Raw genomic sequence first — 19097 nt, 5'->3', positions numbered from 1 at the left:
TCAACCTCGACCCCCGCATGGCCAAGCTCGCCGGCGGCGTCCACCGCCTCGACGGCCAGCTCATGGTCGTCCTCGACGTCGATCGCGTCCTCGAGCTCGCGCCCGAGATGATGGCAGCCTGATACGGCGGCATCGCCGTCATCGGGCCTGCAACTGAAAGCGCCCCGGCAAAGGGGAAGGAAGCAGAGGTTCACATGCGAACTTGTCTCGTCGTTGATGATTCCAGCGTCATCCGCAAGGTTGCGCGCCGGATCCTGGAGGGCCTCGACTTCCAGATCCTCGAAGCCGAAGACGGTGAGAAGGCGCTGGAAGCCTGCAAGCGCGGCTTGCCCGATGCGGTGCTGCTCGATTGGAACATGCCCGTCATGGACGGCTACGAGTTCCTCGGCCATCTCAGGCGCATGCCCGGAGGCGACCAGCCCAAGGTGGTGTTCTGCACCACCGAGAACGACGTCGCGCACATCGCGCGCGCGCTGCACGCCGGTGCCAACGAGTACATCATGAAGCCCTTCGACAAGGACATCGTGACGGCGAAATTCCAGGAAGTCGGCCTTATCTGAGCGATCGCCCGGAGGCTGAACGGATCCTTCGGCGCTTGTTTTCAACTGAACCGTTTCAGTCTGAGTTGGTGAGTAATGAGTGTTGCGTTCGCAGGTAATTCGACCACGGGCTCGTCGCGCGAGGCGGGGCCGTTGCGGGTGATGATCGTCGACGATTCCGTCGTTATTCGCGGTCTGATCTCGCGCTGGGTCGGTGCCGAGCACGACATGGAGGTTGCGGCCTCGCTGCGCACCGGGCTCGAGGCGGTCAACCAGATCGAACGCATCAACCCCGATGTCGCCGTGCTCGACATCGAAATGCCCGAGCTCGACGGCCTCTCGGCGCTGCCGCAACTGCTGGCGAAGAAGCGCGATCTGGTCATCATCATGGCCTCGACGCTGACCCGCCGTAACGCGGAGATCAGCTTCAGGGCGTTGTCGCTCGGCGCGGCCGACTACATTCCGAAGCCGGAATCGACGCGCGAGGCGTCGGCCGCGGACATCTTCCACCACGATTTGGTCCAGAAGATCCGCCACCTCGGCGCGCGCCTGCGCAGGAGGTCCACGGTTGCGAGTCCGCCGCTGGCGCCCGCGAGCCCCGCGCCGGTTGTACGTGCACCGGCCGTCGCGCGGTCCGCCGCGCCGGCTTCGGCCGCGCCGTCGGCGGCAGCGCCGGCCACGCGCCCGTTCTCGACCCAGGCGCCAAAGGTGCTGCTGATCGGCTCCTCAACCGGCGGTCCGCAGGCGCTGATGGCGCTCGTCACCGAACTCGGCCCGGTGATCGATCGCGTCCCGGTGCTGATCACCCAGCACATGCCGCCGACCTTCACCACCATTCTTGCCGAGCATCTGGCGCGTTCGAGCCGCAAGCCGGCGGCCGAGGCGATCGACGGCGAGCCGGTGAAGCGGGGACGGATTTACCTGGCGCCCGGCGGCAAGCACATGCGCGTCGTGCGCAGCGGCACCGACACTGTGATCGCGCTCGACGACGGCCCCGCCGTCAATTTCTGCAAGCCTGCGGTCGACCCGCTCTTCACCTCCGCCATCGACATCTGGCACGGCGGCATCCTCTCCGTGATCCTGACGGGTATGGGCTCCGACGGCATGCGCGGCGGCAAGGACATCGTCGCTGCCGGCGGCAGTGTCATCGCGCAGGATGAGGCTTCCAGCGTCGTCTGGGGCATGCCGGGCGCGGCCGCCAATGCCGGCATCTGCGCGGCGATCCTGCCGCTCAACCAGATCGGCGCCAAGGTCAATCGTCTGTTCGCGGGGGACCGCTCGTGACGCCGGTTGACTACGAATATTTGCGCAAGTTCCTGAAGGAGCGCTCCGGTCTCGACCTGTCGGCCGACAAGCAATATCTGGTCGAGAGCCGGCTGCTGCCGCTGGCCCGCAAGGCGAGCCTATCGGGCATTCCCGATCTCGTGTTGAAGATCAGGAATGGTGACGGCCGGCTCGCGACCGACGTGGTCGAAGCCATGACCACCAACGAGACCTTCTTCTTCCGCGACAAGATCCCGTTCGACCATTTGCGCGAGACGATCATTCCAGGTCTGGTCCAGGCGCGCGCGGCGCGCAGGTCACTCCGGATCTGGTCAGCGGCATCGTCGACGGGGCAGGAGCCCTATTCGATCGCGATGTGCCTGAAGGAGATGGGTGCTGCGCTCGCCGGCTGGCGTATCGAGATCGTCGCCACCGATCTGTCGCAGGAGGTGCTGGAGAAATCCAAAGCCGGCATCTACAGCCAGTTCGAGGTGCAGCGCGGCCTGCCGATTCAGCTCCTCGTGAAACACTTCACGCAAGTCGGGGACGTCTGGCAGCTCAATCCCGACATTCGATCGATGGTGCAGTTCCGCCAGCTCAATCTGTTGCAGGACTTCTCCCATCTCGGCACGTTCGACGTGATCTTCTGCCGTAACGTGCTGATCTATTTCGACCAGGACACCAAGGCGGTGATCTTCGAGCGGATGGCGAAGGGCATGGCGGCCGACGGCACGCTGCTGCTTGGCGCCGCCGAATCCGTCATCGGCATCTCCGATGCGTTCCGCCCCATCGCCGATCGCCGCGGTCTCTACCAGCTCAACCCCTTGCGCTCCGGCCGCCCTATGGGCGGTTTGATGCCGCCGTCGTTGAAGGTGGCTGCGGCGCGGTGATCTCATCTGTCATACGCCTCACAATATCGCATGTGGCAGAAACCGCGAGCGGTTGCCCGTGATCGGGCTCTCGTCTTCGCGGATCGAGAGGCCACACGGCTCGTGGTTCACCAGCCAGCTTCCAATCACAGGATAGAAGCCTGAAAAGTTCGGCAGCGGTGATAGCGCCTGCCGCACGAAACCTTCGGCGCCGTAAGGGCCCGCCTGCGCGTCGAGCGGCATGCCGCCAGATACAAGCGTGACATTGGCGCCTTCACGCGACAGCAGCGGCTTGCGCACATAGGACGTTCCGAGTTCAGCAGCGCGAGGATCATCCTCGAAGAAGGCCGGCAGCAAATTGGGATGGTTCGGAAACATCTCCCACAGCAGCGGCAGGATTCCCTTGTTGGAGAGCACGGCCTTCCACGGCGGTTCGATCCAGCGCGTCGGTGCGTCCTTGAGCTTGGCGCCGAAGGCGTCGTGGAACATCCACTCCCAGGGATAGAGCTTGAAGGCCAGCCCGATATCGCAATCGTCGAGATCGACGAAGCCGCCACCATCATCGCGCCAGCCGACCGCCTCGATGTCGAGCAGCCTGGTCGAGAGCCCCGCCTGGCGCGCGGTGTCTTCGAGATAAGCCAGCGTGCCGGCGTCTTCCTCATTGCCGGTAATGCCGGTGAGATGGACGTGGCGGCCGGCGGCGATCTCCTTCCACGCGGCGATCAGCCGCTCGTGGATGGAGTTGAACTGGTCGGCACGCGACGGAATGATGCGCCGTTCGATCGCCTGCTCGAGCCATGTCCATTGAAATACCGCGGCTTCGAAGATCGAAGTCGGCGTATCCGCATTGTATTCGAGCAGCTTTGCCGGACCTTCGCCGTCGAACTTGAGATCGAGCCGGCCATAGAGGCTGCGGTCGTCGCGCTCCCAGCTCTCGGCAATCAAGGTCCAAAATGCTCGCGGAATCTTCAGGCTGCGCAGGTAGCGCTCGTCGCCGATGACGCGGCCGGCAAGCTCCAGACACATCGCCTCGATCTCGCCGGTCGGCGTCTCGATGTCGCGCTCGATCTCGTCGAGGGTGAAGCTGTAATAAGCGCGCTCGTCCCAATAGCGTTCGCCGTCGATGGTGTGGAAGACGAAACCGCATTGCGCTGCGGTTTCTCGCCAGTCGTTGCGCTCGAGACAGACGATGCGTTGCATGGATCAGCCGCCGCTTGAAAAGCCATGGCCAAACGAGCCGAAGCCGCCGCGGCTCACGCTGCCGGAGCCCGACTCGGACGACGTTCCCGACGAGGAATGGCTCGAGGAATCGCTGCTGAAGAAGCTCGATCGCGACGACCAACGCGAGCTGCTGCCACCGCTCGAGGAACTGCTTCGGCTGCTGCACGGGGTGCTCGCCTGAGCTGGCGCTTCCGTTCCGGGCGGAGGCGGCTCGCAGGTCTGCGGCATCATCGTGTAGGCGGTGGTGCCGACCGCGATCGTGCCCATCACCAGCAGTGCAACATGGCCGGAGCGCTTCACCGGCGGCCTCCGAGGCGGTAGCTCGGCCACTTGCCGGCGCTTGCCGAACTCCTTTTTGGAGGGTTTGTCGGCCATGTCAGTAGATCATGCAGGCGGCGTTCAGCAGGCCCGCGGCGAGCGAGGACAGGCCAAGCCAGATCGCCGGGGCAAGCTCGCCGGCAGAGATCCGCGCCGACAGGTTCGGCACCGGGACCTTCACGAGGAAGAACACGATGACCTGCACGACCAGTGCGATCGTCGCCCAGATCAGGCAATCGAGCACATTGGCCGAATGGGCGATGGCGCTGACCAGCGGTGCCACGAAGCCGAGCAGGCTGAGGCCGAGCGCAATCGCCGCGGCCGGCTCGTTGTCGCGGATGAGCTGGAATTCGTTATGCGCAGTGATGCGCGTGTAGACGAACAGATAGGCCACGATGGCGATCAGCCCGGTGCAGAAATAGACCAGGAAGGCGGGCAGGCCGGCGAGTGATTGCAGGATCATCGTTCCCCCATCGTGCAGCGACCATTCGTCGGCGGAGAAAGGATAGCGGTTCAATGTCGGGAGGACGATGAGGCGCCTTGGCGTCCCCAAAAAACAAAACCCCGCCATTTGCGGCGGGGTTCAGGCTGGGAGGAGCGAGCCCGAGGGTTCGCGACGTAAACCAGGATCAGGCCGGGATGCGCTCGTCGGCCTCGTGCGGCTCGCGCAGCACGTAGCCGCGGCCCCACACGGTCTCGATGAAGTTGCGTCCCTCGGAGGCGTTGGCGAGCTTCTTGCGGAGCTTGCAGATGAAGACGTCGATGATCTTCAGCTCCGGCTCGTCCATGCCGCCATAGAGATGGTTGAGGAACATTTCCTTGGTGAGGGTCGTGCCCTTGCGCAAGCTGAGGAGCTCCAGCATCTGATATTCCTTGCCGGTCAGATGCACGCGTTGGCCGCCGACTTCCACCGTCTTGGTGTCGAGGTTGACGACGAGGTCGCCGGTCTGGATGACCGACTGGGCATGGCCCTTGGAGCGGCGCACGATCGCGTGGATGCGGGCCACCAGCTCGTCCTTGTGGAAGGGCTTGGTCATGTAGTCGTCGGCGCCGACGCCGAGACCCTTGACCTTGTCCTCAATGCCGGCGAGGCCGGAGAGGATCAGAATGGGTGTCTTGATCTTGGAGACCCGGAGCTGCTTGAGCACGTCGTAGCCGGACATGTCGGGCAGATTGAGGTCGAGGAGAATAATGTCGTAATCGTATAGTTTACCGAGATCGACGCCTTCTTCCCCCAAATCGGTCGTGTAGACGTTGAAGCTCTCCGACTTCAACATCAGCTCGATCGACTGCGCGACGGCGCTGTCATCTTCAATCAGCAAAACGCGCATGCCAGTTCCCCATAGTCGCCGCTCCTGGGCGTCAGGTCGGCCGCATTCGCGGCACTCAACAAAACGCCTTTGAACAACTGATTCGGATCCTGACAACAGATGGTTAACAAACTCTGATTCTGGAACGCAAGTCCCCCCGGTGCAATTTTTGTCGAATCGCCCTAAGGTCTTGCGTGCGAAGCAGCTTTCGTCACCCGATTCCGTTCAAGCTCCACTTTAAGAGACGGGCCTAACCGACTCCCGCGACTCAGTCTTCTTCTGAAGGGAAGTCACGCTCAGTCTCAAAGACAGTGACGCAATGATTAATGATGCGGGTAAACACGAAGTTAAGCGCCGTTCAGAAATATGGCGAAACTTAAGGTTTTCACCTTGAAGCCCCGGACGACGAAGGCGCGCACCTCATGAAGGCCCACCTATGAAGGCTTTGGCCGAACAGATCGGCGACATCGACGGCGTCAACATCTACGGCCGTGTAGTCGGCGTGCGCGGCCTCATGGTCGAGGTGGCTGGTCCCATTCACGCAATGTCGGTGGGTGCGCGGCTGGTGATCGAGACCGGTGCCAACCGCTCGATCCCCTGCGAGGTGATCGGCTTCTCCGGCAACAATGCCGTGGTGATGCCGTTCGCCGGCCTCGACGGCGTGCGCCGCGGCTGCAAGGCGGTCATCGCCAATGCCGCCAATCAAGTGCGGCCGTCAGCGGCCTGGCTCGGCCGCGTCGTCAATGCGCTGGGCGAGCCGATCGACGGCAAGGGGCCCCTGCCGCAAGGTTCCTCGCCGATGCCGTTCCGCAATACGCCGCCGCCCGCGCATTCGCGCAAGCGCGTCGGCGCCCCGCTCGACCTCGGCGTGCGCGCGATGAACACCTTTCTCACCTGCTGCCGGGGCCAGCGCATGGGAATCTTCGCGGGCTCCGGAGTCGGCAAGTCGGTGCTGCTGTCGATGCTGGCGCGCAACGTCGATGCGGCGGTCAGCGTCATCGGGCTGATCGGCGAACGCGGCCGCGAGGTGCAGGAATTCTTGCAGGACGATCTCGGCGAGGAGGGCCTTGCGCGCTCCGTCGTGGTGGTGGCGACCTCGGACGAGCCGGCGCTTATGCGCCGCCAGGCGGCGTATCTGACGCTCGCGGTCGCTGAGTATTTTCGCGACGAGGACAAGGACGTGCTCTGCCTGATGGACTCGGTGACGCGCTTTGCCATGGCCCAGCGCGAGATTGGTCTATCCGCCGGCGAGCCGCCGACTGCCAAGGGCTACACGCCGACCGTGTTCACCGAATTGCCCAAACTCCTGGAGCGCGCCGGACCCGGACTGGGAGAGGGCGCCATCACCGCGATCTTCACGGTGCTGGTCGACGGCGACGATCATAATGAGCCAATTGCGGACGCCGTCCGCGGTATCCTCGACGGCCATATCGTGATGCAGCGCTCGATCGCCGAGCGCGGTCGCTACCCCGCCATCAACATCCTCAAATCCGTCTCCCGCACCATGCCGAAATCGGCCGATCCGCAATTCTGGCCAACCATCCAGCGGGCACGACAGGTGATGGCGACCTATGCCGACATGGAGGAATTGATCCGGCTTGGCGCCTACCGGGCCGGCTCCAGCCCCGAGGTCGACGAAGCGATCCGCCTGCACGAGCCGCTCGAGGCCTTCCTCCGCCAGCGCAAGGACGAAAATGCATCACTCGCGGACGGCTATCGCCAGTTGGCGCAAATCCTGGGTGATTTGGAAACGGAACGCTAACTTTGTCAGGTCATCATCCGATCCCACAGAGTAGCAGAGCCGGTCTTGGCCGCAATCGGGCCTGTGGGGAGACCGGTGCCGTCCCACGTGCAGCGAGGGGACTTCTGGGGAGTACGAGTCGATGAAGTCACGTGATACCCTCATTCGCCTGAAGAAATTTCAGGTCGACGAGAAGCGCCGCCGGGTCACCCAGATCGAGACCATGATCGCCGACTTCCAGCGGATGTCGGTTGATCTCGAGCGCGAGATCCAAACCGAGCAGGAGCGCGCCGGGATCAACGATCCCTCGCACTTCGCCTACCCGACCTATGCCAAGGCTGCGATCCAGCGCCGCGAGAACCTGACCCGCTCGGCCGACGAGCTCAAGGGCCAACTCGACGAAGCCAAGGCCGCATTGGCCGAAGCCTTCGAGGAGTTGAAGAAGGTCGAGCTCCTCGACGAGCGTGACCAGGCCCGCGAGCGCGCCGAAGAGAACGCCCGCGAGCAGGCCGACCTCGACAGCATCGGCCTGATGCGCGCCCGCATCGGCGCCGTCGCCTAACGGCGCCAGCAGCCCGACCGCCGAGAAATCTGCCAAACCCGGACCGCAAGGTCCGGGTTTTCATATTTGCTGTCCACAGTGGAGGCGCGGCGCCTCTTGGTGGTCAGGTTTGTCGCGCGCTATGGTAGCGACGTGCCTGGGCTTGCGCGGAAAGCGACGGGCGGTGGGGGGCTGAATGCTGACGCCAGCAGAGCTGGTCGGGCTGATTGAGGCGGTGGCGAAGGGCGATCAGGCCGCATTCGAGCGGCTCTACGTCGCCACGCGCGCGAAACTTTACGGCGTCGTGCTCCGTATCTTGCGCCGGCAGGATCTCGCAGAGGAGGTCATTCAGGAGACCTACGTCAAGATCTGGAACAGCGCCGGCCAGTTCAATCCGGCCATGTCCTCGCCGATCACGTGGATGGCGTCGATCGCCCGCAACCGCGCGATCGACGTTGTGCGCAAGAAGTCGGAAGTCTCCATCGAGGAAGAGCCTCAGGCGATGGAGGTGGCGGCCGATAGTCCTGATCCGCTGGCGCGGAGGGAGATGACCGAGGAGTTGAAACGGCTCCTGGAATGTATCGGCCGGCTCGAGCCGGACCGCCAGCGGCTCGTGCTTCTCGCCTATTACAACGGTTGGAGCCGTGAGCAATTGGCGGAGAAATTCGTTGCGCCTGTCAACACGGTGAAGACGTGGCTGCGGCGCAGCATGCTGGATATCCGGGAGTGCCTCGGGCTTTAGTGGATGATGAGAGTGGCAGGTACCAGCGCGGCAACGACTGTCCACCTCTCCCCAATGGGGAGAGATGAAGGACAGTGATGGCCTACACGGAGGACCATATCGCGCTCGCCGCGGAATATGCGCTCGGTACGCTCGACGCCGACGAGCGCGTGCAGGTCGAGACCATGATGGCGGTGGACAAGGCGTTCGCCGATATCGTGCAGGCCTGGGCCTTCCGGCTCGGCGCGCTCAACCAGATGGTCGGCTTGGTCGAGCCGCGCCCGATCGTGTGGGAGAACATCAGGTCCGAGATCGCGCGCACGACCCTTGCGCAGGAGCCGCATGTCGAGGCTGCACCGCCACCCATACCGGAATTGCCTTCGCTGGACATTGCCTCTTCGGAATCGTCGACGGCCGGCGTGCAGTCCCCGGAGCCGCAGCATCCCGAAGCGGAGCAGCCGCAGACATCGCGTGCCGAGCCCGACGCTATTCCGGACATCGCGCCGCAGTTCATGCCGCAGGTCCATGCTCCGGATCTCAACGTCGGCCGCGCGCCGCAGGCGCCGGCCGTCGAGGACGGCAATGTGATCCGTATCGAGGGGCGCGTGAAGCGCTGGCGCAACATCGCATCCGCCGTCGGCGCGCTTGCGGCCGCGCTGCTCGTGGCGCTGTCGCTTCAGATATTCCTCCCTGATGCGTTGCCGGGTGCCTTGCGTCCCGCGCCGCGCATCCAGACTGTGGAAGTGAAGACACCGGCCGCGCCGCTCGCCCCCTCCGCGCAATATGTCGCGCTGCTGCAGGGCCAGGGCGGCGGCCCCGCCTTCATTCTCACCATCGACGGCGCGACGCGGAATTTCACGGTCCGCAAGGTCGGCGCGACCCCGGAGCCCGGCAAGAGCTTCGAGCTCTGGCTGATCTCCGACAAGCTGCCGCGCCCGCGTTCGCTCGGCGTGATCGGTGCTAGCGATTTCACCGCGCGTCCGCTGCTGGCTTCCTACGATTTCGACGTCGTCAACGGCGCGACTTACGCCGTCACGGTCGAGCAGGCCGGCGGTTCGCCCAATGGCCAGCCGACCTCGGCGCCGGTGTTTTCCGGCAAGCTGATCGAAACCGTGCCGCCGGCGCAGCCGGCGAAGTAGCCCAACATTTCATCGTCCTGGCGAAGAGCGTCGTGGCCCGGATGGAGCGCAATCCGGACGACCACTGTCCGGCATTCCGCTCTGCTCCGAGCTACCAGCAGAAACTGTCGCCACGGTCCATCCTGTCGTCGTAATCCGACAAGTCCCGCCGATTCCCGCGCCCGATTTGAACCTGGCTGCACTTGGCGGCGTCAAATGCCCAGAATTTGAAGGCGGCGCCGCTGAGCGCGATGCCGGAGAGGGTGAGAAAATCAGATGGATGCAGTGAAGGCTCCCGGCATCTTCATTCACCAATATGCGGGGCTGCCGCACGGTCCGGAGTTCGAGCACTGGCGCGAGCGGGTCTTCGGGTCCTGCGGCCTCGATATCGCGCCGAGCCGGGGCGACAGCATCGACTGCCGGCTCCAGGTCAGCGTCGTCGACAACATCGCGCTCGCCATTCCCGAAGGCGCTTCCGCACAATATTCACGCACGCAGAGCCACCTTGCCGACGGCCGCGACGATGTCGTCCTGATTGCCGGACATGCGGGCCGCGTCCGCGTCGGGCAGAACGGTCACACCGTCGAACTCGCGCCGGCGCAGATGGTGCTCGCCGACATGAGCATCACCGGCACTGTCGGCCACACCGACGAGGAGCGCTTCACTACCATCCGCATGCCGCGCCGCGCGCTGCTCGACATCAATCCGCGCGCAGAGGAGAAGCTGTCGCAGGTGCTCTCCGACGGCGCGGTCGCCGAGACCATCTTCCGCTACCATGCGCTCGCCGCCAATCAGGCGCCGCATCTCGATGCGGTCGGGCAGCGTCTGACCGCGCAGCACATGATTGATCTCGTCGGTCTTCTGCTCGGGACCGACGCCGAGCATGCCAGCCTTGCGCGCGGACGCGGGCATGCGGCGGCCCGTCTCGATCTCATGCGCGCCGACGTGATGGCGGCGCTCGGCCGCAACGATCTCTGCCTGTCCGAGATCGCGACGCGCTCGGGCCTCAGCCCGCGCCAGGCGCAGCGCCTGTTCGAGCAGGCCGGCACGACCTTCACCGAATTCGTGCTGGAGCAGCGCCTGCTCCAGGCGCGCAAACTGCTCTGCGATCCCCGCGCCAGGACGCGCAAGATCAGCGACATCGCGCATTCCTCAGGCTTTTCCGATCTGTCCTATTTCAATCGCGCCTTCCGCAAGCGCTTCGGCGCGACGCCGTCGGAACTGCGCGAGGCGTGATCCGGCCGGTCTAATCTTGTCCGGCGCGTCAATGCTGCCGCAGTTGGTCAAGGCGGCCGAATGCGCTATATCTGGCTGCGGCGGATCGCTCGATCCGCATGTCGGTCGCTCGTATCGGCCGTTGGGAAAGCGCAGTAGGCGGACATGGCGCGTATCGTCGTGCTCGGCGCCGGGTTTGCAGGCCTGTGGGCGGCCATCGGCGCTGCGCGCAAGCGCGACGAGATCGGCGCGAACAGCGACATCGATATCCGTCTCGTCGACCGCAATCCCTATCACAACATCCGCGTCCGCAATTACGAGGCCGACCTCGGCGAGGTCGCGCTACCGCTGCCGCAACTGCTCGATCCGATCGGCGTCAGCCACGGCATCGGCGAAGTTGAAGCCATCGATCCGACACGACGTGAAATCTCGCTGGTCACGAGCGGCGGTGAGGAGAGGTTGGACTATGACCGCCTCGTGCTGGCGCTCGGCAGCGAGGTGATGCGTCCCGACATTCCAGGCCTTGCCGAGCACCCTTTCGACGTCGATACCTATGCCGCGGCGCTCCGCCTCGAGGATCATCTCGTCTCGCTTGGACGCAGCGTGCCGGCGCCGGGGCGTTCGACGGTGGTAGTGGTCGGCGCCGGCTTCACCGGCATCGAGGTCGCGGCCGAGATGCCCGCGAGGCTGACGCGTGCGGGCATCAGCGGCAGCCGCCGCATCGTCCTCGTCGATCCCAATCCAGCGGTCGGCGCCACCATCGGCGCGCAGGCGCGTCCCGTGATCGAGACGGCCTTGGCCTCGCTCGATGTCGAGATGCGGCTTGGTGTGCGCGTCGTCTCGGTCGAGGCTGCCGGCATGCGCCTGAGTTCGGGCGAGTTCATTTCGGCGCAGACGGTGATCTGGTGTGCCGGGCTCCGTGCAAGCCCCTTGGCGGCGAGCTTTCCGGACGCGCGCGATCGCCTCGGGCGCATCCTGGTCGATCCTTTCATGCGGGTTGCGGATGTCGGCGGTGTGTTCGCGGCCGGCGACGTTGCCTCGAGCGTGATCGACGGGCTGCATCCGACCGTGATGTCCTGCCAGTTCGCGCGCCCCATGGGCCGCTTCGCCGGTCACAACGTGGTGGCTGATCTCGCCGGTCTGCCGATGCTGCCGTTGCGGATCGACTGGTACGTGACCGTGCTCGATCTCGGCACCTGGGGCGCGCTCTACACGGAAGGCTGGAATCGTGAGGTGCGCGCCACCGGCGCGGCCGCGAAAGTGACCAAGGAGACGATCAACCGCAGGCGCATCTATCCGCCGCTCACGGGCAGCAGGGACGAGCTCTTCGCTGCCGCGGCGCCGACGGTGCAGACGCCGCCGCCGACGTACCGGGCGCGGTAGCCGCAAGCGCACTGTCATCGTCCGCGAAGGGGTGATCCAGTATTCCAAAAGGAATGGAAAACGAGCCGTCCGCGGCGCACTGGATTGTCCGCCTTTGCGGGGAATCGCAATTGTGACCGTCGTGGTATCGCTGGCTACATCCGCGCCGAATTCATTTTCCGCAACATACCTCAGACATGAGAAAGCGCCCGTGGGGGGCGGGCGCTTTCTGTAGTCGACTTGGGGTTGGGGTCGTCTACATATCCACGTGGCGACTTTGGGGGGCTGGTAAAGAGCCGCGTGAATTCACAAAACTCGTCAGGTCTCCTTAGCGAACGAGGGACGCGTTCGAACTGGTAATCACGACCGGCTGGCCGGCCTTGATGACGCGGGCGCTCTGGGTCAGGCCTTCATCCGAACCCGTGCGTGCCGTGATGCCGAGGCCGGCCACCACGATCCCTGCGACGAGGGCCACGACCACAATCTTCAGATGGGTCGCGCGGTCTGCGCTGTAGATCGAGTGGTTCATGGAAGCCTCCTGCCGCCATCTACCCGAAGTAGTCGCCAGCCCATTCAGGCAGGTTCATGCTTCCGGTGCCCAACAACCTAGTATTGGGAGGATTCGTTCCCAAGAGGCCATCACAAGAGCGTGACAGGACGTGAAAGGTCGCGATCAAAAGCGATCGTTGGTCATGCGATTATATAATTATTTCAACGATGTAATTACCTGTGAGGCGCCTTTTCGGCTTTTGGGCCACAAGCAGCCAAGAACTCAAAAACCATTTGCATGTGGCCAAAAAACACGCGGCTTCTTGAGCCAAATCAGATGCTTCCGACTGTTTTCAACCTCGCTCTAGGGTGGATTTCGGCCTGCGACAGCACGGTCGTCTGTGCCCGGAACCGTTCCACCAGGGAGCGGACGAAGGGACGAATTGCGGCAGAGGTGACCAGCACCGGCGCCTCGCCTTCGCGGGCGGCGCGCTCGAACGCCTCGCGCACGGCGGTCATGAACTCCGACAGTTTCGAGGGCTGCATCGCAAGGCTGCGCTCTTCGCCCTGGCCGATGATCGACTCGGCAAATGCCTGTTCCCAGCGTGCCGACAGCGCGATCAGCGGCAAATAGCCGTTGTAGGAGGTGTTCTGCGCGCAGATCTGCCGCGCCAGCCGGGCGCGGACATGCTCGACCATGGTCGCGGGATTGCGTGAGAAGGCGAGCGAGTCGGCGATGCCTTCGAGGATGGTCGAGAGATCGCGGATCGAGATGCGCTCGGCCAGCAGGAGTTGCAGCACGCGCTGGATGCCAGAGACCGTGACCTGTCCCGGCACGATGTCCTTGACCAGCTCGCTCTGCTCCTTCGGCAGCTCCTTGAGCAGCTTCTGCACCTCGCCATAAGAGAGCAGGTCCGACATGTTGGCCTTGAGCAGCTCGGTGAGGTGGGTCGAGAGCACGGTTGCGGCGTCGACCACGGTATAGCCCTTCAGCGAGGCCTCTTCCTTGAAGCTGGCGTCCACCCAGGTCGCAGGCAGGCCGAAGGTCGGCTCGGTGGTGTGAATGCCGGGCACCTGCACCTGGCTGCCGCCGGGGTCCATGACCATGAACTGGTTCGGCCAGATCTTGCCGGTGCCGGCGTCGACCTCCTTGATCTTGATGATGTAAGTGTTGGCCTCGAGCTGGACGTTGTCGAGGATGCGCACCGCCGGCATCACGAAACCCATCTCGACCGCGAGCGAGCGGCGCAGCGCCTTAATCTGCTCGGTGAGGCGGTCGGTGCCATCGGGGCCGTTGACCAGCGGCAGCAGGGCATAGCCGAGCTCGATCTTGAGGTCGTCGATCTTGAGCGCAGCCGAGATCGGCTCTTCGGCCGCAGCCGCGCCCGGCGCACCCGGCGTGCCCGGAGCAGGCGCGGCCTTGGCGGCTTCCTCGGCCTTGATGCTGATCCTCTTGTTGGTGCGCGCCTGCCAGGCGAGCGCGCCGGCGCCGGCGCCGAGCGCGAGGAAGGGGAGGGTCGGAATGCCCGGCAGCGCGGCTAGCACCAGCATCACCGCCGAGGACATGGCCAGCGCCTGCGGATAGCCGGAGAACTGCTTCATCAACGCCTTGTCGGCGGCGCCGGAGACGCCGGCCTTGGAGACAAGCAGGCCGGCCGCGGTCGAGACGATCAGCGCCGGCACCTGGGTGACGAGGCCGTCACCAACGGTCAGGAGCGTGTAGCTGCGGCCGGCGTCGGCGAATGACATGCCCTGCTGCGCCACGCCGATGATCATGCCGCCGACCACGTTGATGAAGACGATCAGCAGGCCGGCGATGGCATCGCCGCGCACGAACTTGGAGGCGCCGTCCATGGCACCGAAGAAGCCGCTCTCATCCTCCAGTTCCTTGCGTCGCTCCTTGGCGACCTTCTCGTCGATCAGGCCGGCGGAGAGGTCGGCGTCGATCGCCATCTGCTTGCCGGGCATGGCGTCGAGGTGGAAGCGGGCGGCGACCTCCGCGATGCGGCCCGAACCCTTGGTGATGACGACGAAGTTGACGATGATCAGGATGGCGAAGACGATGATGCCGATGACGAAATTGCCGCCCATCACGAAGCTGCCGAAGGCCTCGATGACGTGACCGGCGGCAGCCGTGCCCTCGTGCCCGTGCGACAGGATCAGCCGGGTCGAGGCCATGTTGAGCGACAGGCGCAGCATGGTCGAGATCAGCAGGATGGTCGGGAAGGCGGAGAATTCCAGCGGCGCCTGGATGAACAGCGACGTCATCAGGATCAGGATCGAGAGCGTGATCGAGATCGCCAGGAACAGGTCCAGCACGATCGCGGGCAGGGGGAGGATCAGCACCACCAGGATGGTGAGGATGCCGAGCGCCAGCGCGATATCGCCGCGCTTGAGGACGTTGACGATTTCGGAGACGGAGGGGATCCCGGGCCTTGCCCCGCCTACGCCTTGTCCCGCGGTGACATCGACCATGGTAGCTGCCTCCCCGCGCGACTGCCGTCCGCGCGCCCCAAACGTCTGCGCAGCGGCCGAGGGGCCGCCGTTCCGAAAGTGAGGCACCGCACTGGCGTCCACGGGGGCTCCCGTTCTACGCGGCTGACGACACTCGACTTCACCCGGCAATTTTTGCCCGGTGTATGGTTAGCAAAGTGTTAACGGAGGGTGCGGAAGAGCGAGGCGAGGGGTTTTTGGGAGTCATTTGCGGGGCGATGCGGAGCATCGAACCCGGAATTCTCGGGATTCCGGGTTCGGCTCTTCGAGCCGCTCCCGGAATGACGCAGAGAGAAAGCCGCCCCTACTTCCACTTCTCCATCTTGGTCACCGAGTAACCCGAGGCGGCCTCCTCGGCCTCGAAGGTCACCTTGTCGCCGACCTTCACCTGCTTCAGCATCGCGGGATCTTTGACGCGGTAGACCATGGTCATGGGTTCCTCCATGCCGAGGCTTTTCGCGGGGCCGTGCTTGAGCGTGATCTTGCCGGCGCCCTCGTCGATCTTCTTGACCTCGCCGCTGATCGAAGCGCCGGCCGCCAGGGCTCCAGTGGCACCGCCTAACGTCAGCGCCAGCGCAGCAGTGATACGGATGATGCGGTTCATGGCAGTCTCCCTTTTCGTTACTTCACGGTGACGTGGCCGACCATGCCGTAGTCGCGGTGGTCGGGAATCAGACAGGAAAATTCGAACGTGCCGGCCTTGCTGAACTTCCAGAGGATCTCGGCCGTCTTGTTCGGGGCGAGACGCACCCCGTTCGGATCGTCGTGCTGCATGTGCGGATGCTTCTTCATCTCCACCGCATGGGCGAGATTCTCCTTGGTGGTCGCGAGCAGGAATTCATGGTCCTCCTTGCCGACGTTGCGCAGGACGAAGCGAATCTGCTCGCCCCGTTTGACCTCGATCCTGGCGGGTGTGTAGTCCATCTCGTTCATCAGAATCTCGATGGTGCGCGCGGGCTTGTTGGGATTGCCGGGCTCGCCGGCCGAAAAGGCCCCGTGCCCGTGCTTGTCGTGGGCAAGAGCCGGCGCGGCCGAGAGCGCGGTCAGCGCCAGGGCGAGCCTGATCGTTTTCTTCATCGTCGTCTCCAGTTGGTGATTCATCGAACGCTCACATCTTGTGCTTCATTGGCGGACTGCCTGATTTTTGTCGTGCCGGCTCTGCGGCCGGCGGCGTGACCTCATAGGCGACGGTACCTTTCGGGAATTGGTAGGGGCCGGGATCGCGATAGTCGTCGCGTGCGAGCTCCTCGCGAATCTTCATCACCGTGAACATTCCGCCCATCTCAATCGGCCCGAACTGGCCGGTACCGGTCATCATCGGCAGCGTGTTGTCGGGCGCGGGCATCTCCATGTTGCCCATCGCCATGCCGGTCGAGCCCATCGCCATGCTGTCGGGCGCGAGCTTGCCGACGGCCTTGGCGAGATCCTTGCGCGATACGCCGATCAGGTTGCGCACGTCATGGCCCATCGCATTCATGGTGTGGTGCGACTTGTGGCAATGGAACGCCCAATCGCCGGGATTGTCCGCGAGCACGTCGAACACGCGCACCGCGCCGACCGGTACGTCCGTCGTCGTCTCCGGATATTGCGCGCTCTCGGGAATCCAGCCGCCGTCGGTGCAGGTCACGGCAAAGCTGTGGCCGTGCAGATGGATCGGATGATTGGTCATGCTGAGATTGCCGATGCGCACGCGCACCTTGTCGCCGAGCCTGACCGGCAGCGGATCAATGCCGGGAAACACCCGCGCGTTCCAGGTCCACATGTTGAAGTCGGTCATCTCGTTGACCTGCGGCAGGTAGGTGCCGGGATCGACGCGATAGGTGCTCATCACGAAGACGAAATCGCGGTCCACGGGCCGGAAGCTCGAATCGCGCGGATGCACGACGACCATGCCCATCATGCCCATCGCCATCTGCACCATTTCGTCGGAATGCGGGTGATACATGAAGGTTCCGCTCTTCTTCATCTCGAACTCATAGACGAAGGTTTTTCCCGGCTGGATATGCGGCTGGTTCAGCCCGCCGACACCATCCATGCCGCTGGGAATGATCATGCCGTGCCAGTGCACCGTGGTGTATTCGGGCAGCTTGTTGGTGACGAAGATGCGGAGCTTGTCGCCCTCGACGGCCTCGATGGTCGGGCCCGGCGACTGGCCGTTATAGCCCCACAAATTCACCTTCATGCCTTCGGCGAATTCGCGCACCACGGGCTCGGCGACGAGATGGAATTCCTTCCAATCGCCGTTCATGCGGAACGGCAGCGACCAGCCGTTCAGCGTGACCACGGGACGATAGTCCGGGCCGCTGATCGGATGCAGCGGCGGCTGCATCACCACCTTGTCCATATGCGCAGCCTCCGGAATCGAAGCGGCCTGGACGCGGCCCTGAATCGCGGAGGCGCTGACGAGCGCGGCAGTGCCCAAAAATCCTCGGCGGGAAAACATGCTGGCCTCCATCTCAGTGGCCGCCATCGGCAGGCGCTGCCGCGGCGATGGTGGTTGGATTGTCGCTGCCGGCTGCAGGGGAGCCGCCGCCATTGACGGCGGTCTGCAAGCCGGACTGCGCGAGGAAGAATCGTTGCTTGGCGTCGATGGCGCCGCGCAGCGACGCGAGGCGCTGCCGTGCCTCGGTGAGCAGCGCAAATATGTCGACCTGCATACTGGAGAAGCGCAGCTGCATCTCCTCGGTGATGATTTTTCGCAAAGGGACGATCTCGCGCTGGTAGTGGCTGGCGATGTCGTAGCTGGAACGATAGATGCGATAAGCGTCGCGTGCTTCCGAACGCACATTGACGGCGCGCTCGGTGAGGCGGTTGAAGGCGAAGTTGTAGATCTCCGCCGCCTGCCGCACGCGCACCTCGCCGCCGTCGAAGAGCGGAATCTGGAACTGCACGTCGAAGCCGCGCTCGCGAAACGGGGGGCCTTCCGGATCCCGGGTGCGGCGGGAGATGCCGGCGAGATCGAGCAGGGTGACGAAGCGCGTCGCCTCGGTGAGGTTCAGCGACTTCGCCAGCGCTGTCAGCTCCAGCCGCGCGATCTGTAAGTCGATGCGATGTGCGACCGCGTCGGCTTCGATCGTGGGCAACGCGTGCGGGCGTCGCGGCAGCGGCGGTAATTGGTTGGGCAGGCGGAAGTCGAGGCCGCCGTCCCACAGCCCCATCAGGCGCGCGAGCCTTTCGCGGGCGCTTGCCGTCGTTTGCCGTGCAGTGGCGAGGTCGGCGGTGGTCTCGGCGTAAAACACCTGCTCGCGTGCTTGGTCGAGCTTGTTGAGTGAGCCGGTCTCACCGAGCTTGACCGCGAGCTGTGCGGTCGATTCCGCCGTCGCTTTCGCGTCGGTCAGCAGCACCACCATCTCGTTGCCGGCAACGGCGCGCCAATAAGCGCTGCGGACGTCGGCGGCGAGCCGCAGCGTTGCCAGTGCGGCGCGCAACTGGGCCTGGCGAAAGCGGTCGCGCGCGATGTCGGAGCGGAACGGCAGGGTGGCGAGCGCAAGGATATCGCCGACTACCTGGCGCTCGATCTCGCTGGCGCCATTGCCTGAGATCCGCGAGATCGAAAACACGGGATTGGGCGGCAGGCTCTGCTCGACCAGATCGGTCTCGGCGAGCGCCAGCTCGTTATAGGCCGCTTGCAATCCCTTGTTGTTGAGCAGCGCAATCTGCACGGCAGCATCTGCGGTCAATGTCCGCGACAGCAATTGGCGCACGCGCCCGTCAACCGCGCCGGCGCCCTCGGTTGTTCGCACGAAGGCGACGTCCTTGTTGATGCTCTGATTCGTCAGCTCCGAGACTGTCGTCATGCCGCTGTCGGGCGAGAACGCAGCACAGCCGGCAAGACCGGCCGCGCAAAGGCCGAGCGCGGCGAGAGCGAGCAGGGGGCGCGCGAGATGATGTATCATG

19 protein-coding genes and 1 pseudogene are annotated in these 19097 nt (G+C 64.5%); 10 read left to right on the top strand and 10 right to left on the bottom strand.

Features of this window, described 5'->3' with window-relative positions:
* From IVA92_RS09940 to IVA92_RS09925, 4 genes and pseudogenes are all read left to right on the top strand, one after another.
* Window positions 1-122 (top strand): annotated as a pseudogene (locus tag IVA92_RS09940) (chemotaxis protein CheW); the annotation flags it as partial.
* A gap of 72 nt (window positions 123-194) precedes the next feature.
* Window positions 195-560: a response regulator gene (locus IVA92_RS09935; RefSeq protein WP_007600538.1), complete on the top strand. Its 366-nt coding sequence runs from the start codon at window positions 195-197 to the stop codon at window positions 558-560.
* A gap of 75 nt (window positions 561-635) precedes the next feature.
* Window positions 636-1823, top strand: a complete 1188-nt coding sequence (locus IVA92_RS09930) for a chemotaxis response regulator protein-glutamate methylesterase (protein ID WP_247280856.1) — start codon at window positions 636-638, stop codon at window positions 1821-1823.
* Window positions 1820-2692 (top strand): protein-glutamate O-methyltransferase CheR, encoded by an 873-nt coding sequence (locus IVA92_RS09925; protein ID WP_247280855.1) that lies wholly within the window; start codon window positions 1820-1822, stop codon window positions 2690-2692. Before IVA92_RS09930 ends, IVA92_RS09925 begins: the two co-directional genes overlap by 4 nt.
* Before the next feature lie 18 nt (window positions 2693-2710).
* On the opposite strand, the gene IVA92_RS09920 is transcribed toward IVA92_RS09925, so the two are convergent.
* The 4 genes from IVA92_RS09920 to IVA92_RS09905 all read right to left on the bottom strand — a co-directional run bounded on the left by IVA92_RS09920 (window position 2711) and on the right by IVA92_RS09905 (window position 5541).
* Window positions 2711-3871: a glutathionylspermidine synthase family protein gene (locus IVA92_RS09920; RefSeq protein WP_247280854.1), complete on the bottom strand. Its 1161-nt coding sequence runs from the start codon at window positions 3869-3871 to the stop codon at window positions 2711-2713.
* Window positions 3872-3874: 3 nt separating this feature from the next.
* On the bottom strand, window positions 3875-4267 hold the full coding sequence (locus tag IVA92_RS09915) for a hypothetical protein (RefSeq protein WP_247280853.1): 393 nt from the start codon (window positions 4265-4267) through the stop codon (window positions 3875-3877).
* A 1-nt stretch (window position 4268) separates the two neighbouring features.
* The gene (locus tag IVA92_RS09910) at window positions 4269-4673 is read right to left on the bottom strand and encodes a DUF350 domain-containing protein (protein WP_100181150.1); all 405 of its coding nucleotides are present in this window, start codon (window positions 4671-4673) and stop codon (window positions 4269-4271) included.
* Between the two features lie 166 nt (window positions 4674-4839).
* On the bottom strand, window positions 4840-5541 hold the full coding sequence (locus IVA92_RS09905) for a response regulator transcription factor (RefSeq protein WP_016848562.1): 702 nt from the start codon (window positions 5539-5541) through the stop codon (window positions 4840-4842).
* Window positions 5542-5956: 415 nt separating this feature from the next.
* On the opposite strand from IVA92_RS09905, the gene fliI reads away from it, so the two are divergent.
* From fliI to IVA92_RS09875, 6 genes are all read left to right on the top strand, one after another.
* Window positions 5957-7282, top strand: a complete 1326-nt coding sequence (gene fliI, locus IVA92_RS09900) for a flagellar protein export ATPase FliI (RefSeq protein WP_247280852.1) — start codon at window positions 5957-5959, stop codon at window positions 7280-7282.
* Window positions 7283-7403: 121 nt separating this feature from the next.
* Window positions 7404-7823, top strand: coding sequence for a flagellar export protein FliJ (fliJ, locus tag IVA92_RS09895; RefSeq protein WP_011084990.1), 420 nt, complete (start codon window positions 7404-7406; stop codon window positions 7821-7823).
* Between the two features lie 175 nt (window positions 7824-7998).
* Window positions 7999-8544, top strand: a complete 546-nt coding sequence (locus IVA92_RS09890; RefSeq protein ID WP_247280851.1) for a sigma-70 family RNA polymerase sigma factor — start codon at window positions 7999-8001, stop codon at window positions 8542-8544.
* Between the two features lie 77 nt (window positions 8545-8621).
* Complete coding sequence (locus tag IVA92_RS09885) at window positions 8622-9662, top strand: anti-sigma factor (RefSeq protein ID WP_247280850.1); 1041 nt, start codon at window positions 8622-8624, stop codon at window positions 9660-9662.
* Window positions 9663-9917: 255 nt separating this feature from the next.
* The gene (locus IVA92_RS09880; RefSeq protein WP_247280849.1) at window positions 9918-10877 is read left to right on the top strand and encodes an AraC family transcriptional regulator; all 960 of its coding nucleotides are present in this window, start codon (window positions 9918-9920) and stop codon (window positions 10875-10877) included.
* 144 nt (window positions 10878-11021) lie between these two features.
* Window positions 11022-12239, top strand: coding sequence for an NAD(P)/FAD-dependent oxidoreductase (locus tag IVA92_RS09875; protein WP_247280848.1), 1218 nt, complete (start codon window positions 11022-11024; stop codon window positions 12237-12239).
* A 307-nt stretch (window positions 12240-12546) separates the two neighbouring features.
* Here IVA92_RS09875 and IVA92_RS09870 read toward each other — a convergent pair whose 3' ends face one another.
* From IVA92_RS09870 to IVA92_RS09845, 6 genes are all read right to left on the bottom strand, one after another.
* Window positions 12547-12747 (bottom strand): hypothetical protein, encoded by a 201-nt coding sequence (locus tag IVA92_RS09870; protein ID WP_247280847.1) that lies wholly within the window; start codon window positions 12745-12747, stop codon window positions 12547-12549.
* A 293-nt stretch (window positions 12748-13040) separates the two neighbouring features.
* On the bottom strand, window positions 13041-15182 hold the full coding sequence (gene flhA / locus IVA92_RS09865) for a flagellar biosynthesis protein FlhA (protein ID WP_247280846.1): 2142 nt from the start codon (window positions 15180-15182) through the stop codon (window positions 13041-13043).
* 322 nt (window positions 15183-15504) lie between these two features.
* Complete coding sequence (locus IVA92_RS09860) at window positions 15505-15804, bottom strand: copper-binding protein (RefSeq protein ID WP_247280845.1); 300 nt, start codon at window positions 15802-15804, stop codon at window positions 15505-15507.
* Window positions 15805-15821: 17 nt separating this feature from the next.
* Window positions 15822-16277: a cupredoxin family protein gene (locus tag IVA92_RS09855; RefSeq protein WP_247280844.1), complete on the bottom strand. Its 456-nt coding sequence runs from the start codon at window positions 16275-16277 to the stop codon at window positions 15822-15824.
* 31 nt (window positions 16278-16308) lie between these two features.
* A complete protein-coding gene (locus IVA92_RS09850; protein WP_247280843.1) occupies window positions 16309-17643 on the bottom strand; it encodes a copper oxidase in 1335 nt (444 codons plus the stop codon).
* Window positions 17644-17656: 13 nt separating this feature from the next.
* On the bottom strand, window positions 17657-19096 hold the full coding sequence (locus IVA92_RS09845) for a TolC family protein (RefSeq protein ID WP_247280842.1): 1440 nt from the start codon (window positions 19094-19096) through the stop codon (window positions 17657-17659).
* Window position 19097: the final 1 nt, after the last annotated feature.

It is taken from the genome of Bradyrhizobium sp. 154 (assembly GCF_023073875.1).
Taxonomy (GTDB): Bacteria; Pseudomonadota; Alphaproteobacteria; order Rhizobiales; family Xanthobacteraceae; genus Bradyrhizobium.
Note: the sequence above shows the minus strand (reverse complement) of the source record. Positions and strands in the feature narration are given on the sequence as shown.

Excerpts from the sequence above, each read along its gene's own strand:
- IVA92_RS09935 (WP_007600538.1), top strand. The coding sequence starts at position 195 with ATGCGAACTTGTCTCGTCGTTGATGATTCCAGCGTCATCCGCAAGGTT.
- IVA92_RS09930 (WP_247280856.1), top strand. The coding sequence starts at position 636 with ATGAGTGTTGCGTTCGCAGGTAATTCGACCACGGGCTCGTCGCGCGAG.
- IVA92_RS09920 (WP_247280854.1), bottom strand. The coding sequence starts at position 3,871 with ATGCAACGCATCGTCTGTCTCGAGCGCAACGACTGGCGAGAAACCGCA.
- IVA92_RS09915 (WP_247280853.1), bottom strand. The coding sequence starts at position 4,267 with ATGGCCGACAAACCCTCCAAAAAGGAGTTCGGCAAGCGCCGGCAAGTG.
- IVA92_RS09910 (WP_100181150.1), bottom strand. The coding sequence starts at position 4,673 with ATGATCCTGCAATCACTCGCCGGCCTGCCCGCCTTCCTGGTCTATTTC.
- IVA92_RS09905 (WP_016848562.1), bottom strand. The coding sequence starts at position 5,541 with ATGCGCGTTTTGCTGATTGAAGATGACAGCGCCGTCGCGCAGTCGATC.
- fliI (WP_247280852.1), top strand. The coding sequence starts at position 5,957 with ATGAAGGCTTTGGCCGAACAGATCGGCGACATCGACGGCGTCAACATC.
- fliJ (WP_011084990.1), top strand. The coding sequence starts at position 7,404 with ATGAAGTCACGTGATACCCTCATTCGCCTGAAGAAATTTCAGGTCGAC.
- IVA92_RS09890 (WP_247280851.1), top strand. The coding sequence starts at position 7,999 with ATGCTGACGCCAGCAGAGCTGGTCGGGCTGATTGAGGCGGTGGCGAAG.
- IVA92_RS09885 (WP_247280850.1), top strand. The coding sequence starts at position 8,622 with ATGGCCTACACGGAGGACCATATCGCGCTCGCCGCGGAATATGCGCTC.
- IVA92_RS09880 (WP_247280849.1), top strand. The coding sequence starts at position 9,918 with ATGGATGCAGTGAAGGCTCCCGGCATCTTCATTCACCAATATGCGGGG.
- IVA92_RS09875 (WP_247280848.1), top strand. The coding sequence starts at position 11,022 with ATGGCGCGTATCGTCGTGCTCGGCGCCGGGTTTGCAGGCCTGTGGGCG.
- IVA92_RS09870 (WP_247280847.1), bottom strand. The coding sequence starts at position 12,747 with ATGAACCACTCGATCTACAGCGCAGACCGCGCGACCCATCTGAAGATT.
- flhA (WP_247280846.1), bottom strand. The coding sequence starts at position 15,182 with ATGGTCGATGTCACCGCGGGACAAGGCGTAGGCGGGGCAAGGCCCGGG.
- IVA92_RS09860 (WP_247280845.1), bottom strand. The coding sequence starts at position 15,804 with ATGAACCGCATCATCCGTATCACTGCTGCGCTGGCGCTGACGTTAGGC.
- IVA92_RS09855 (WP_247280844.1), bottom strand. The coding sequence starts at position 16,277 with ATGAAGAAAACGATCAGGCTCGCCCTGGCGCTGACCGCGCTCTCGGCC.
- IVA92_RS09850 (WP_247280843.1), bottom strand. The coding sequence starts at position 17,643 with ATGTTTTCCCGCCGAGGATTTTTGGGCACTGCCGCGCTCGTCAGCGCC.
- IVA92_RS09845 (WP_247280842.1), bottom strand. The coding sequence starts at position 19,096 with ATGATACATCATCTCGCGCGCCCCCTGCTCGCTCTCGCCGCGCTCGGC.